Source organism: Streptomonospora litoralis (assembly GCF_004323735.1).
In the GTDB taxonomy this organism is placed as follows: Bacteria; Actinomycetota; Actinomycetes; order Streptosporangiales; family Streptosporangiaceae; genus Streptomonospora; species Streptomonospora litoralis.
In genome coordinates this window covers 4,238,543-4,252,680 of record NZ_CP036455.1, presented here as the reverse complement: position 1 = coordinate 4,252,680, position 14,138 = coordinate 4,238,543, and the positions used below count along the sequence as shown (strand labels likewise).

General features: G+C 72.7%; 11 protein-coding genes and 1 riboswitch. Of the genes, 5 read left to right on the top strand and 6 right to left on the bottom strand.

The window, feature by feature from the left end; all coding sequences use genetic code 11:
• Positions 1–54: 54 nt before the first annotated feature.
• Genes EKD16_RS17885 through EKD16_RS25450 form a run of 3 tightly spaced genes read right to left on the bottom strand, consistent with a single transcriptional unit; the run spans position 55 to position 2,640 of the window.
• Positions 55–717, bottom strand: coding sequence for a response regulator transcription factor (locus EKD16_RS17885; RefSeq protein ID WP_131099431.1), 663 nt, complete (start codon positions 715–717; stop codon positions 55–57).
• Positions 702–2,318, bottom strand: coding sequence for a sensor histidine kinase (locus tag EKD16_RS17880; protein WP_242677029.1), 1,617 nt, complete (start codon positions 2,316–2,318; stop codon positions 702–704). The genes EKD16_RS17885 and EKD16_RS17880 overlap by 16 nt, the downstream gene beginning before the upstream one ends.
• Positions 2,308–2,640, bottom strand: coding sequence for a hypothetical protein (locus tag EKD16_RS25450; protein ID WP_165498457.1), 333 nt, complete (start codon positions 2,638–2,640; stop codon positions 2,308–2,310). Before EKD16_RS25450 ends, EKD16_RS17880 begins: the two co-directional genes overlap by 11 nt.
• A 162-nt stretch (positions 2,641–2,802) precedes the next feature.
• Here EKD16_RS25450 and EKD16_RS17870 point away from each other — a divergent pair, with 162 nt between their 5' ends.
• Together EKD16_RS17870 and EKD16_RS17865 are read left to right on the top strand one after the other, a co-directional pair.
• Positions 2,803–3,297, top strand: a complete 495-nt coding sequence (locus tag EKD16_RS17870) for a hypothetical protein (protein ID WP_165498456.1) — start codon at positions 2,803–2,805, stop codon at positions 3,295–3,297.
• A gap of 196 nt (positions 3,298–3,493) precedes the next feature.
• Positions 3,494–4,021: a hypothetical protein gene (locus tag EKD16_RS17865; protein ID WP_131099427.1), complete on the top strand. Its 528-nt coding sequence runs from the start codon at positions 3,494–3,496 to the stop codon at positions 4,019–4,021.
• 148 nt (positions 4,022–4,169) lie between these two features.
• On the opposite strand, the gene EKD16_RS17860 is transcribed toward EKD16_RS17865, so the two are convergent.
• Positions 4,170–4,739 carry a hypothetical protein gene (locus EKD16_RS17860; protein ID WP_131099426.1) on the bottom strand — a complete coding sequence of 190 codons (570 nt, stop codon included), beginning with the start codon at positions 4,737–4,739 and terminating at the stop codon, positions 4,170–4,172.
• A 122-nt stretch (positions 4,740–4,861) separates the two neighbouring features.
• Positions 4,862–4,993: riboswitch (cobalamin riboswitch) on the top strand.
• Positions 4,994–5,037: 44 nt separating this feature from the next.
• Between EKD16_RS17860 and cobN the strand changes: the two genes are divergently transcribed.
• The 3 genes from cobN to EKD16_RS17845 all read left to right on the top strand — a co-directional run bounded on the left by cobN (position 5,038) and on the right by EKD16_RS17845 (position 10,617).
• Positions 5,038–8,844 carry a cobaltochelatase subunit CobN gene (gene cobN, locus EKD16_RS17855; RefSeq protein ID WP_131099425.1) on the top strand — a complete coding sequence of 1,269 codons (3,807 nt, stop codon included), beginning with the start codon at positions 5,038–5,040 and terminating at the stop codon, positions 8,842–8,844.
• A 158-nt stretch (positions 8,845–9,002) separates the two neighbouring features.
• Positions 9,003–9,443: an NfeD family protein gene (locus EKD16_RS17850; RefSeq protein WP_131099424.1), complete on the top strand. Its 441-nt coding sequence runs from the start codon at positions 9,003–9,005 to the stop codon at positions 9,441–9,443.
• Between the two features lie 70 nt (positions 9,444–9,513).
• Positions 9,514–10,617: an SPFH domain-containing protein gene (locus tag EKD16_RS17845; protein WP_131099423.1), complete on the top strand. Its 1,104-nt coding sequence runs from the start codon at positions 9,514–9,516 to the stop codon at positions 10,615–10,617.
• A 50-nt stretch (positions 10,618–10,667) separates the two neighbouring features.
• On the opposite strand, the gene EKD16_RS17840 is transcribed toward EKD16_RS17845, so the two are convergent.
• A complete protein-coding gene (locus EKD16_RS17840) occupies positions 10,668–11,633 on the bottom strand; it encodes a quinone oxidoreductase family protein (protein ID WP_131099422.1) in 966 nt (321 codons plus the stop codon).
• A 112-nt stretch (positions 11,634–11,745) separates the two neighbouring features.
• The gene (locus tag EKD16_RS17835) at positions 11,746–14,085 is read right to left on the bottom strand and encodes a protein kinase domain-containing protein (protein ID WP_131099421.1); all 2,340 of its coding nucleotides are present in this window, start codon (positions 14,083–14,085) and stop codon (positions 11,746–11,748) included.
• Between the last annotated feature and the right edge of the window lie 53 nt (positions 14,086–14,138).

Here is a 14,138-nt window from a genome sequence, read left to right as displayed (position 1 = left end):
CCGGGTGTCCGTCGGCCGATCGGCCCGCGCGGCCGCGGCGGCGCACGGGCCGCTTCACTCCACCAGGCGGTAGCCCATGCCGCGTACGGTCGCGATGCGCTCCGCGCCGACCTTCTTGCGCAAGGCGCGGATGTAGACGTCGACGACGTTGGACTCGGGGTCGTAGTCGTATCCCCACACCGCAGAGAGGATCTGCTGGCGCGACAGCACCTGCCCGCGGTGGCGCAGCAGCAGCTCCAGCAGCGCGAACTCGCGGGCGGTGAGGTCGATGGCGCCGGCGTCGCCGGTCGAGGCCCTGCGGGTGCGCAGGTCCAGCATGAGGCCGCCGCCCCGGAGCACGGTGGATTCGGCGTCCCGCGAGCTGCGCATCCGCAACCGGATCCGCGCCAGCAGCTCCTCGAAGCGGAACGGCTTGGTCATGTAGTCGTCCGCGCCCGTCTCCAGGCCGTTGACCGTGTCGCGCACGCCGTCGCGGGCGGTCAGGATGATCACGGGCAGCTCCGAGCCCATCTCGCGCATGCGCCGCAACACGGCGAAGCCGTCCTCATCCGGCAGCCCCAGGTCCAGCACCATCAGGCCGAAGTCGCCGGTGAGCGCGAAGTCCAGGGCGTCGCGGCCGCTCGTGACCACGGTCGCGGCGAAGCCGTTGGCGGTCAGCCCCTTGCGGACGAATGAGGAGATGCGCTCCTCGTCCTCGACGATCAGGATGCCGGCCACTGCTCGCTCCTCACATCGACGGGAAGAACCAGGGTGAACAGCGCCCCTTCTCCGGGGGCCGAACGCACCAGCACGTCGCCGTAGTGGGCGTCGGCGATGGCGCGCACGATGGCCAAGCCGAGCCCGGCGCCGGAGCGGTCCGCGCGGTTGCCGTGGCCGGCGCGGGAGAACCGCTCGAAGATCCGCTCCTGGTCCTCCGCTGCGATTCCGGGACCGCTGTCGCCGACCCAGAAGGAAACCGTCCGGCCGTCAGGCGAGACCCGCGAACCGGTGCGGACGGCGGCACCCGGTTCGGTGTGCTGGAAGGCGTTGTGCGCGAGCTGCTGCATCGCCTGCGTGATCCGCTGAGGATCGAGGTAGGCGGTGCCCTCGGCGATCTCGTCCAGCCGCCAGTCGCGGTCGCCGAGTGCCCGCACCTTGGCGTCGACGTCGCTGGTCAGCTCCGCCAGCGAGACCCGGCCGGGCTGCAGGAAGTCGGGGCGCTGCACCTTGGCGAGCAGCAGCAGCTCCTCTACGATGCGCGCCATCCGGTCCAGTTCGTCGGTGACCAGCCGCACGGTCTCGCGCCGCTCCTGCGGGTCGTCGCCCATCACCTCCAGATGGCCGCGCACCACGGTGATCGGGGTGCGCAGTTCGTGGCCGGCGTCGTCGACGAAGCGGCGCTGTGCGGAGAACGCCTCCTCCAGGCGGCCCACCATCGCGTTGAACTGCTCGGCGAGCGCGGCGACGTCGTCGTTGCCCGGGACGTCGATGCGGCGGGTCAGATCCTCCTCGGTGATCTGCGCAGCCGCCTGGCGCACCAGCCGGATCGGCGCCAGGATTTGCCCGGCCACCCACCATGCGGCGGCGCCGGCGAACGCCAGCCCGGCGATGCTCACCAGCACGAGCGTGCGCATGGTGGCGTTCACCTCCGCCATGTCGGCGTCGACGAAGTAACCGATCACGAACCAGCCGGGCGGGTTGGCCGCGCTCGCCCCGCCCGGCGGCGTCACCCGCAGCTTCTCCCACCGCAGCAGCCCGGCGGGGGTCTGCGCGACCCCTCGGGCGTTGGGCGAGGTGAGGATGGATTCGCGAGCGGGGACGTCGGCGGACGCGTCGAACGGCGGTTTCTGTCCCTGGCGGATCCGTCCCGTGGGCACCGCGGCCTGCGGGCTGTCCTCGACGTAGCCGAAGATTATCTCGTTGCGGTCGGGATGCTGCTGACTGATGTGCATCCGGAACAGGTTCTGCAGGTCGGCGAAGCGCCGCTGCGTCGCGGGGTCGGTGCCCACCGCCGCGAACTCCCGGAATTCTCCGATCTCCTGGCTGAGGGCACGGTCGATGCGGTCGTCGACCGCGGTGCGCAGCGCCTGCCAGGTGGCGACGTTCACCAGCACCAGGGCCGACGTCATCAACAGCAGTACCCAGGCCATGATCCGGGCACGGGCGGGGACGGGAACCCGGCGCCGCCGCGGTGTGTCCCCGGCCGGGGTTTCATGAGTGGGGGAGGGGTCGGCGGCGGGTGGGGAGGGCGCGCGAAAGGACGGCTGCGGCACGGTCGCCGCCGCCGGGTCGGCCGGCTCGGCCGGACCGGTGCGGTTGCGGCCGCCGTCAGTCGTCATCCTCGCCCTTGTCGTCGGAGTCGTCATCGTCGTCATCGTCGCCGGTGACTGCGGGCGGCGGGTCGACCACGTCGTCGTCATCGTCGTCATCGTCGTCGCCCCCGGGGCCGGCGGGCGAGGGGCTCGCAGGAGGCGACGTCTGCGAATCGGGGGAAGGCTCGGACGAGCTCGGGGCCACCGCTGTGGCGGACTCGCCCACGGTGACCTCGGCGGGCGGGCGCGGCGTCGGCGCCTCCCGCCCGGTGGCCCACGCCATCGCCCCCGAGGCCGCGAGGACGGCCAGCAGCGCGCCGATCAGGATGTTGCGGTACAGACCTTTCATACCCGCCGATCGTCGCGTCCGGATCTCAGATGGAGATGAAACGGCGATGAGGATTCTTTCATCTTGGCACGTCGACGCCGGGTGCGTCGCCGCACGGCATCGGAATCCGGCTCTTCGCGGGGCCGTTAGACTCGGCTGCGAATCGCCGAAGAGGGGGTCGACGTGGCTGCGTGGGCGCGCAAGGCGGCCGCCCTCGGCATCGTCGCTGCGGTCGGTGCCGGCTGCGGCGAACCCGCCCCTGAGGAACCGGGCCCCGCGGCAGCCGAGGTCACGGTCGTCAGGGGTGACGAGGTCTACCCGGTGACCGCCGAGATCACCGGCTGGGAGGTCCGGCCCCACCCGCAGGTTCCCGAACGCGGTGACGCGGTGAACTTCACCTACCGCTTCCGCGGAGACAGCATGTTCACCGGCCCGCACGCGCAGAAGGTCAAGCTCCTGGTTTGCGCCGTCGACGCGAGGGGGCGCGTCCTGGTGTGCATGGCGGTATTCAACGACGGAATCAACGACGTCTGGCTGGGTCCCGCTCCGGGACTGTCCCGCACGGCCGAGGTCCTGCTCCTGCCCGACCAGATGTATGCGGGCACGCACGCACACGATCCCAAGGACCACGACGGCTACGTCCCGCCCCGCTGGCCGGATCGCGGCGACCGGATCTAGCGCTGCGCGACATCGGAATCCGCGCACGCAACCTGTGGACAACCGGCGCGCGCCGAGCCCGGCGGGTTATGTTGGGGGTGTTGCAGCGGCCAGGTGTTCACGGGCGCCGGTTACTCCGGAGGCTCCCGTCGCGAAGGCGGCCGCGGGCCGCGTGATGCGCGGCCGAGACCCTTCGCCCTCGATCCGGGAGGTCCAGGTGAACACCGCTACCGATCCGTCCGTCATCGCTCCCTCCGCCGCGCCGGAGGCGTCCGAAGCCGCTGCCGGCACCCCCTGCTGCGGGGCCGATCCCCGCACGGCCGCGGCGCCGCCCGCCGCCCGCAGGGTGAGCCTCGCCCTCGACCCCGTCACCCACGAGGAGTTGCAGCGCGCCGCCGGACACCGCGACGTCGCCTCCTACCTTTACGTGCTCGCCGGGCGCTACGCGCGGTGGAACGAGCTGCGGGAGTGGCTGTCGCAGCTGGAGACCGCCTACGGTCCGCTCCCGCCCGAGGCACTCGAACGCATCCACCGCCGGATGCTGGGCCTTCCCCGCCGCAGGGACGGAGTGCGTTCGGTGTCGGTGACCTTCAGCGACGCCGAGTTCGCCGCCCTGAGCGCGGCGGCCGGCGACCGGCCGGTGGCCGCCCACCTCCGCGAACTGCTGGCCGACCAGCTGTGCCCGGCGCGCGGCGGCGACGGCTCCGACGACTCCGCGCGGGGGGAGGTGGAGCACACCGGTTAGGAATCGGCGAGTCTCCCTCGGCTTTCCGGTGCGGCGCCGCGCCGGAAAGCCGACGGGCACACTCACAGCGGGGCCGACACGGGTTCTCGGCTACGGAGGAAGGGAGACCTTCGCCGTCCGCGTCGCGCTGCGCGGCCGACCGCCGCCGTCAGTTCGTCGCCGCAAGCGAGCGCGCGTAGTTGACCGACTGCATGATCTGCGACACCGCCTGCGGGCTGTGCACCGGGATCATGGTCGAGTGGTACACCCCGTTGCCCTGGACGGTGACCTGCACACTCCCCTGCGTCTTCTGCTCCTTCATCAGCAGGAACAACAGGCCCAGCAGGCCGAGGCCGCAGAGCCCGACGAACAGGATGACCGTGACCACCGCCAGCACGATGCCCACCGTCGCGATGCCCTCGGTGGTGTGCGACATATCCGTGGATGTCCACACGCTGCCCTTGATCGGGAGGCGGCCGGCCGGAGTGATGACCGTGGTCTGCGTGATGGCGATGTCGCCGATCGTGGTCAGGACCGCATCGTTCTCGGGAACCGGGGCGTAGGGCGAATGCCAGCCCCCGGTCTGCTCCTTGCCGTAGGGCACCAGCGGGCCGGCGGCGGGGTCGGACGGGTAGCCGGGATAGCCGCCCGAGGGCATGTCCGGCTGCGCATACGGGTCACTCGGAGCGGGGCGGCCGTACGGGTCGCCGGGATCGGGCGGAGGCGGCGGGTAGTTCATGGCGACGATTGTTGCAAACCACGGGCGGCGCCGGAACCGGAATGGCCCGACCCTGCCACGGCCCGCTGCGGCGCCGCCCGCTTCGGCCCGGAGGCCGCCGCGCGGCCTGCGCAACGCCGTCTGCGAAGATGGGCGGCGACGGCACGAAGGAACGCGGTGCGAGTCCGCGGCTGTCCCGCAACTGTCAGGCCCCCGTTCGCCCGATCGCAAGGGGTGCCCGAGCCAGGAACTTCGGCCGTCGCGCACATACCGGTCACGGGGCGAGGACCCCTGCTCTGCCATAGAAGGACGACGACGCGTGGCTACCATCCTGCTGCTGTCCACGGCCGATACCGAGCTGCTGGCGGCCCGTGCCGCCGAATCCGGCTACCGCACCGCCAACCCGGCCCGCACCGACCCCGAGGAGCTCGGTGGCCTGATCGAGGGAGCCGACGTCGCCGTGGTGCGGCTGCTCGGCGGCAGCGAAGCCTGGCCGGGCGGCTTGGAGCGGCTGCGCGCCGCCGGCATCCCCGTCGTGGCCCTCGGCGGCGAGGCCGCTCCCGACGCCGAGATGATCGCGCACTCGACCGTGCCCTCCGGCGTCGCCACCGAAGCCCACGCCTACTTGCGCGAAGGCGGCATCGGCAATCTGCGCGAACTGGCCCGCTTCCTCTCCGACACGGTGCTGCTGACCGGTGAGGGCTTCCAGCCGCCCGAGACCATGCCCGAATACGGCATCCACGAGATCGGCGCACGCGCCTCCGGTGCCGAGCCCGCGTCCGCCGCGCGTTCCGACGGTGCCACACGCCCCACTGTCGCCGTGGTCTTCTACCGCGCCCACGAGCTGTCCGGCAACACCGCCTTCGTCGACACGCTCTGCCACGCCGTCACCGACGCCGGCGGCGCGCCGCTCCCCGTCTTCTCCGGCTCGCTGCGCGGCCTCTCCCGCGAGACCCACCCCGGCCTGTTCGAGATACTCGACCGCGCCGACGCCGTCATCACCACCGTGCTCGCCGCCGGCGGGGCCGTCGCCGCCGACGCCAGCGGCGGCGGCGACGAGGACGCCTGGGACGCCGGAGCGCTGGCCGCGCTGGACGTCCCCATCCTGCAGGGCCTGGTGCTGACCTCGACCCGCGAGCGCTGGCACGCCTCCGACGCCGCGCTGACCCCGATGGACGCCGGCATGCAGGTGGCCATCCCCGAGTTCGACGGCCGCCTGATCACCGTGCCGTTCTCCTTCAAGGAGGTCTCCGACGAGAGCGGCATCCCCGTCTACGCCGCCGACCCGGAGCGCGCCGCCCGTATCGCCGGGATCGCGGTGCGCCACGCCCGCCTGCGCTCCGTGCCGCCCGCCCGGCGCCGCCTGGGCGTGGTGCTCTCCTCCTACCCCACCAAGCACTCGCGCGTCGGCAACGCGGTGGGACTGGACACCCCCGCCTCGGCGGTGCGGCTGTTCCGCCTGCTGGCCGAGCGCGGCTACGACCTGGGCGCCGACGACTCGCTGTGGCGGGTTCCCGGCCCCGATGAGGAGCGGCGCGAAGACGACGGCGACCCGCTCATCCACGCCCTGATCCGCGCCGGCGGCCACGACGTGGAATGGCTCAGCGAGGAGCAGCTCACCGAGGCCACCACCCGCGTTCCGCTGGATGACTACCTGCGCTGGTTCGAGTCCCTGCCCGCCGAGCTGCGCGAATCCATCGCCGAGCACTGGGGCCCGCCGCCCGGCGACCTCTACGTCGACGACTCCCGGGGCCGTCCGGAGATCGTGCTGGCCTCGCTCCGGTTCGGCAACGTCGTGCTGATGATCCAGCCGCCCCGCGGCTTCGGCGAGAACCCCATCGCCATCTACCACGACCCCGACCTGCCGCCGTCCCACCACTATCTGGCGGCCTACCGCTGGCTGGAGTCACCCGCCGAGGGCGCCGGCGAGTCCGCCGCGGCGGGCTTCGGCGCCGACGCCGTCATCCACCTGGGCAAGCACGGCACCCTGGAGTGGCTGCCGGGCAAGGGCCTGGGCCTGGCCGCCGAGGACGCGCCCGATGCGGTGCTGGGCGACCTGCCGCTCATCTACCCCTTCATCGTCAACGACCCCGGCGAGGGCACGCAGGCCAAGCGCCGCGGCCACGCCACCGTCGTCGACCACCTCGTCCCGCCGATGGCCCGCGCCGACACCTACGGCGACATCGCCAAGCTGGAGCAGTTGCTCGACGAGTACGCCCAGGTCAACGACCTCGACCCGGACAAGGCCCCGGCTCTTCGCGCGCAGATCTGGACGCTGATCAAGTCCGCGGAACTCCATCACGACCTGCACCGGGAGGAGATGCCCGGCGCCGACGAGTTCGACGACTTCGTCATGCACGTCGACGGCTACCTCTGCGAGATCAAGGACGTGCAGATCCGCGACGGCCTGCACATCCTCGGCCGCGCCCCCGAGGGCGAGCCGCGCGTCAACCTGGTCATGGCCGTGCTGCGCGCCTCTCAAGTGTGGGCGGGCCGCGCAGGCGCGCTGCCGGGCCTGCGCGCGGTGCTGGCCGGCGCCTTCGGGCTGGACGAGAAGGAGTTGCTGGCCGAACCCGGCGCCCGCGCCGACGTGCCCGAAAGCCTGAGTGCGCTCGTCGACGGTCCTGCGCGCACCGCCTCCGACGCTCTCGACCTGGTCGACACCCTGGCCCGCCGCCTGGTCGAGCGGATGGAGGAGCGCGGCTGGCCGGCCGCCGGCGCCGACTCCGTGATCACCGAGGCGCTCGGCGGGACCGTGCCCGCGGGCGATGCCACGCACAAGATGGCCGAGGTGCTGCGCTTCGCCGCCGAGGAGGTCGTGCCGCGCTTGGCCGCCACCACCGACGAGATCGGCGCCGTCCTGCACGCGCTCGACGGCGGCCACGTCCCGGCCGGGCCTTCCGGCTCGCCCACGCGCGGGCTCGTCAACGTGCTGCCCACCGGCCGCAACTTCTACTCGGTCGACCCCAAGGCGGTGCCGTCGCGCAACTCCTGGGACGTGGGCCAGGCGCTGGCCGACTCGCTGGTGCGCCGCCACCTCGACGACAACGGCGAATACCCCTCTTCGGTGGGGCTGACCGTGTGGGGAACCGCCGCGATGCGCACCCAGGGCGACGACATCGCCGAGGTGCTGGCCCTGCTGGGCGTGCGGCCCACCTGGGACGACGCCTCGCGGCGCGTCACCGGGTTCGAGATCGTGCCGCCGGAGGAGCTGGGCCGTCCCCGCATCGACGTCACACTGCGCATCTCCGGCTTCTTCCGCGACGCGTTCCCCCACGTCATCGGCCTGGTGGACGACGCGATCAAGGCCGTCGCCGAGTTGGACGAACCCGCCGAGCAGAACTTCCCGCGAGCCCATGCCCTGGCGGACCACACCGAGCACGGGGATTGGCGGCGGGCCACCACGCGCATCTTCGGCTCCCGCCCGGGCGCTTACGGGGCGGGCCTGCTGCCGCTGATCGACGCCCGCAACTGGCGCGACGACGCCGACCTCGCGGAGGTCTACGCGGTCTGGGGCGGCTACGCCTACGGCCGCGGCCTCGACGGCCGCGAAGCGCGCTCGGACATGGAGTCCTCGTTCCGGCGCATCGCGGTGGCCGCGAAGAACCAGGACACCCGCGAGCACGACATCGTCGACTCCGACGACTACTTCCAGTACCACGGCGGCATGGTCGCGATGGTCCGCCGGCTCACCGGCAGCAACCCGGCCGCCTACGTCGGCGACTCCGCCGTGCCCGACCAGGTCAAGACCCGCACCCTGGGCGAGGAGACCCGCCGGGTCTTCCGCGCCCGCGTGGTCAATCCGAAGTGGATCGCGGCCATGCGCCGGCACGGCTACAAGGGCGCCTTCGAGCTCGCCGCGACCGTCGACTACCTGTTCGGCTACGACGCCACCGCCGGTGTCGTCGACGACTGGATGTACGCCAAACTCGCCGAGAGCTACGTCTTCGACCCGGAGAACCGGGAGTTCCTGGAGCAGGCCAACCCCTGGGCCCTGCGCGGCATGACCGAGCGGCTGCTGGAGGCGGCCGACCGCAAGCTGTGGGAGCGCCCCGACCCCGAGGTGCTGGACCGGCTGCGTGAGACCTACCTGGCACTGGAGGGCGACCTGGAGGACCAAGACTGACCCGCCGCTCCCCGTCGCGCGCCCCTGTCCCCACGGCCCGCGCGGCGGACGCCGCCCGCCCGTGCGGCGTCTGTGGAATGTGATCCGCTCCTGTGTGGTTGGTCACTGCTGCGGGGTAGTTTTAGTGCAAGCCGCGTCCGGACGGGAGGTCGGTACCGATGCCGATTTGGGTCCTCTGGCTGATCGCGGCCGCTGCCTTGGGCATTGCCGAGGTCTACACCCTCACGCTGGCCTTGGGCCTGCTCGCCGTGGCCGCGCTGATCGCCGGTATCGTCGGCGCCGTCGGCATGGGCTTCGCCGTGCAGGCCGCCGCCTTCGTCATCGCATCGGCCGCCGGCCTACTGGTGGTGCGCCCCATCGCCAAACGCCATATGCGCCAACCGCCGCCGCTGCGGTCGGGCACCGACCGCCTGGTGGGCCAGTCGGCGGTGGTCGTCGACGAGGTCACCGGCGAGGACGGCCGCGTCAAGCTCTCCGGCGAGGAGTGGTCGGCCCGCTGCATCGACGAGGACACCGTGATCCCGCCGGGGACGCGGGTCGACGTGATGGAGATCGAAGGCGCGACGGCCGTCGTCTACCCCAGGGAGGCGCTGCCGTGAGCGCGCCGCGCGCCGCAACGTCCACCGCAGCCCGCCCGCTTCGCCCCCACCGGGCACCCAGGAGGTAGCCATGGGGATCGACATCCTCTTCATCGTCATCGCGGTCCTGGCCGTACTCGCCGTCGTGGCGACCGTGCGGATCGTGCCGCAGGCGCGCGCCTACAACATCGAGCGATTCGGCCGCTACCTGCGCACCCTGAACCCGGGGCTGAACTTCATCATCCCGGGCATCGACCGCGTCAACACCAAGTTCGACCTGCGCGAGCAGGTGTTCTCGTCCAAGCCGCAGCCGGTGATCACCGAGGACAACCTCGTCGTCAACATAGACACCGTCCTCTACTACCAGATCACCCAGGCCAAGGCCGCCGCCTACGAGGTCGCCAACTACCTGGCCGCCATCGACCAGCTCACGGTCACCACGCTGCGCAACGTCATCGGCGGCATGGACCTGGAGCGGGCCCTGACCTCGCGTGAGGAGATCAACACCCGGCTGCGCGGCGTGCTCGACGACGCCACCGGCAAGTGGGGCATCCGGGTCAACCGGGTCGAGATCAAGGCGATCGACCCGCCGCCCTCCATCAAGGAGGCGATGGAGAAGCAGATGCGTGCCGAGCGCGACAAGCGCGCCGTCGTGCTGCACGCCGAAGGCGAGCGGCAGCAGCGCATCCTCACCGCCGAAGGCGCGCGCCAGCAGTCCATCCTCGAAGCCCAGGGCGACCAGCAGGCCCGCATCCTGCGCGCCGACGGCGAGGCCCAGGCCATCGAACGCGTCTTCCAGGCGGTGCACGCCAACAACGCCGACCCCAAGCTGCTCGCCTACAAGTACCTGGAGACCCTGCCGCACCTGGCCAACGGCGAGGGCAACACGTTCTGGGTCATCCCCGGCGAGCTCAGCCAGGCCGTGCAGAACGTCAGCAGGGCCTTCTCCGACAGCACCGGCGAGGCCGCGCCCGCCGAGAGCGGCGAGCAGCCCGCGGGCGCTGCCGAACAGGGCGACGGCGAGGACCGACAGGGCGAGCTGACCGAAGGACGCCGCGGCACGGCGGCCGAAGCCGCCGACCACGCCGCCGAAATCGCCGCCGAGGCGGTGGCCAGCGCCCGCCAGGAGGCCCAGGAGGCGGCCGGCGCGGGTTCCGAGACGGTGCCCGAGCCGCGCTCGCGCGAATCGGAGTGACGCGGGAGGCGGGGCGACGCCGGTGACCGCCGCCCCGCCTCCCGCGCGTCTCACGCGAGCAGGAGCTTTCCGGTGGTGCGCCGCGCCGCCAGGTCCTCGTGGGCGCGCCCGGCCTCGGCGAGCGGGTAGCGGCCGCCCACCCGCACCGACAGCCGGTCGGCGGCGACCAGCCCGAACACATCGGTCGAGCGCTCCAGCAGCTCCTCGTGGGAGGCCGCGTAGTGCGCCAGCGTCGGCCGGGTGAGGAACACCGAACCGGCCGAGTTCAGCCGCTGCGGGTCGATCGGCGCCACAGCGCCGCTGGCCTGCCCGAACAGCGCCAGCACGCCGCGCGGTCGCAGCGAGGCCAGGCTCGCCTCGAACGTGTCGGCGCCCACCCCGTCGTAGACCGCCGCCACGCCTTCGCCGCCGGTCAGCTCGCGCACCGCCGGCGCCACCTCCGTACTGGTGTAGTCGACGATCTCGTCGGCGCCGGCCTCGCGGGCGAGCCGCTGCTTGGCCTCGGTCGATGCGGTGCCGACGACCCGGGCGCCGCGCGCCTTGGCGAGCTGGACCAGCAGCAGGCCGGTGCCGCCCGCCGCGGCGTGCACGAGCACCGTGTCACCGGGCTGGACGGCGTAGGTGGAGTGCGTCAGGTAATGGGCGGTCATGCCTTGCAGCAGCGTGGCGGCCGCCTGCTCGGTGGTGACACCGTCGGGCACCGGAACGACGCGGTCGGCCGGTACCACCGCGCGTTCGGCGTAACCGCCGGGCCGCAGTACCCACGCCACCCGGGCACCGGGGGAGAACCCGATGACGTCGGCACCGGTCGCCGCAACGGTTCCCGCCGCCTCGACGCCGGGGGTGAACGGCGTCGGCATCGAATAGGCGCCGCTGCGCTGGTAGATGTCGATGAAGTTGACGCCGCGCGCCTCGATGTCGATCAGGACCTCGCCGGGTCCCGGCTCGGGATCGGCGACGTCACCGAGGCGCATCACCTCGGGACCGCCCTGCTCTTCGATGACGATGGCGCGCATGCCTGACCCCTCTCAACTCCGTCCGGCAGATCGAGCGGTGGGCGGCCGCACCTCCGGACCCGCTCGCGCGGTCCGGCGCGGTGTGCGATGGGCCGCGGCCCGCGCCGCCAGCCTATGATCCGGCGGTCTGGGATGTGCCGCCGACCGCGGGTTCTCCCAGGCGCACGAGCTCGAAGAGGTGGAACCCCGCCATCACGATGTCCTGGGCGTCGCCGCGGCGCTTGACCGTGACCCCGGCCATGCGGGTGGGGTTCTCGGTGGCGTCGTCGGGCAGCGGTTCGGGATCGACGGCTTCGAGCACGTGGTCGCCGTTGACCCACATGTTGATCACCATCGTCCCGGCGTCGTCGTCGGGCTCGCAGGTCATCGTCACCGTGTTGGTCACAGGGGCCCCGGAGCCGCCGCCGTCGGCCCCGGCGCCCAGCGGCCGCTGCTCCGGCGGATCGACGTATTCGCCCACCTCGTCGGTGGTGGCCAGCGCCGTGTCCCCGGAGGCGCCGCCGGCACGGCGGATCTGCGCGCTGGCGCCGTCGAAGCGCACGAGTGCCTCGTAGTGCGTCGCCACGTCGTCGTCCTCGTCGGAGACCTGGTGGTAGCAGCGGACGCCGTATTCGCTGTAGGAGGGGCCGGCGAGGACCTCGGCTCGTGCCCGGACCCGTACGGCCTCCGGGATCTGGCCGGAGTAGGGGACGAAGGCGCCCAGGCTCCCTCCGAAGTCGTTGTACTCCGAAACCCGCAGCAGCAGCCCGTGATCGGAGTGGTGGGCGTACTCCAGGAACTCGTCCTCGGGGTCGTAGGCGTCGTACTCCCAGGCGCTGTTGGCGAAATCATCCTGGTAGATGAGGTCGCCCTCAGGTGGAGCGTCGTCGGCCAGCAGGACCGCGCCGACTGCGCCCGCGACCACCACGACCAGCGCCGCCGCGCCCTCCGCGAGGAGCACGCCCGGGCGGCGGCGCCTGCGCGGCCGACCGGGTTCGAAAGAGCCGGGCGCGGTCCCGCCCGGTCCGGAAGGGGCGTTCGGGCCGGAAGGGCCTTGGTAGCCGCTGTAGCCGGCCGCGGGCCCGCCGAACGGCGGCGAGGCGGCCGCGCCGGGGCCGTGCGGCGGCTGCTGGGAGCCGGAGGGCGGGGCATAGGGGGATTGCGGGCCCGACGGCGGACCGTGCGGCGGCTGGGGCCCGTAGGGCTGACCGTAGGGTGGCTGGGCACCGTAGGGGGGTTGCGGCCCGGAGGGCGAACCGAAGGGTTGTGCGGGGGCTCCGGGAGGGGCGGCCGCGCCCGGAGGCGGCTCGAAGCGGCCCTCCTCGGCGGGGCGGTAGCCGGCGCCGGAGCCCGGGGGCCGCTCCGGCGCGGTGGAGGGTGCAGGGTACCCGTCATAGGGATTCTGCGGATCGGACGGCGGCGCCTCGGGCGCGGCGGTTTCGGGGTGGGCGTAGGGCTCGGTCGGGGTGCCGCCGGCCGGAGCCGCGTCTGTGAAGGCGGCCGCTCCCGTCTCTTCGGGGACCGCGGCCGCCCCCGCGGCGCCGCCGCCCACTGCTCCCGTGGCTCCTGCGGCCGCGGCCGCGCCGGTCGAGGGCGGGGTCCAGGACCCGGCCACCGTGCTGTCCACGGTGTCTTCGGCGGGGTCGTCCTGGCCCACGAGCGCGTTCAGCAGTTGCTGTGCGCTGGGCCGGTTGCGCGGGTCCTTCTCCAGCGCGCTGCGCGCCAGGTCCATCAGCCGGGGGTCGAGCCCGGTCAGATCGGCGTCGCCGGAGCTGATCAGGTGGAGCACGGCCGGCACCGTCTGGGCGTCGAAGGGCGCCTTGCCGGTTCCGGCGTAGGCCACCAGGCAGCCCCAGGAGAAGATGTCGGACGCGAAGGTGATCTCGCCTCCGGCCACCAGTTCGGGCGCCAGGTAGGAGGGTGTGCCCATGAGCTGGCTGGAGCGGGTCACCGCGCTGTCGTCGTCCATCGCGCGGGCGATGCCGAAGTCGATGACCTTGGGTCCCACCGCCGAGAGCAGCACGTTGCCCGGTTTGAGGTCGCGGTGGATGACGCCCGCGCGGTGGATTGCGGCCAGCGCCGCCGCGACTCCCAGCGCCAGGCTCTCCAGGGTGCCGCCGCTCATCGGACCGTCGGCGGAGACGGCCTGTGCCAGGTTGGGGCCGGGTACGTACTCGGAGACGATGAACAGGGGGTCGCCGTCCAGGCGGGCGTCCAGTACCCCCGCCGTGGAGAACCGGGCGACCTTGCGGGCGGACTCGACCTCCCGCGCGAAGCGGCGGCGAAAGTCCGGGTCGTCGCTGAGGTCGGGGTGGATCAGCTTGACGGCCACCAGGCGCTCGGAGGTGTCGCGGCCGAGGTAGACGGTGCCCATGCCGCCGCGTCCCAGGCGGCCCTCGATCCGGTATTCGCCGAGCTGCTGGGGGTCGCCAGTGCGCAGGGGCCTGGCGCGCTCGTGCCCGTTGTCCGTCACAGTGCTGCGTTCCTTAGGCCGGCGTGGATTCGCGCTCAATAGCGTACAGACGC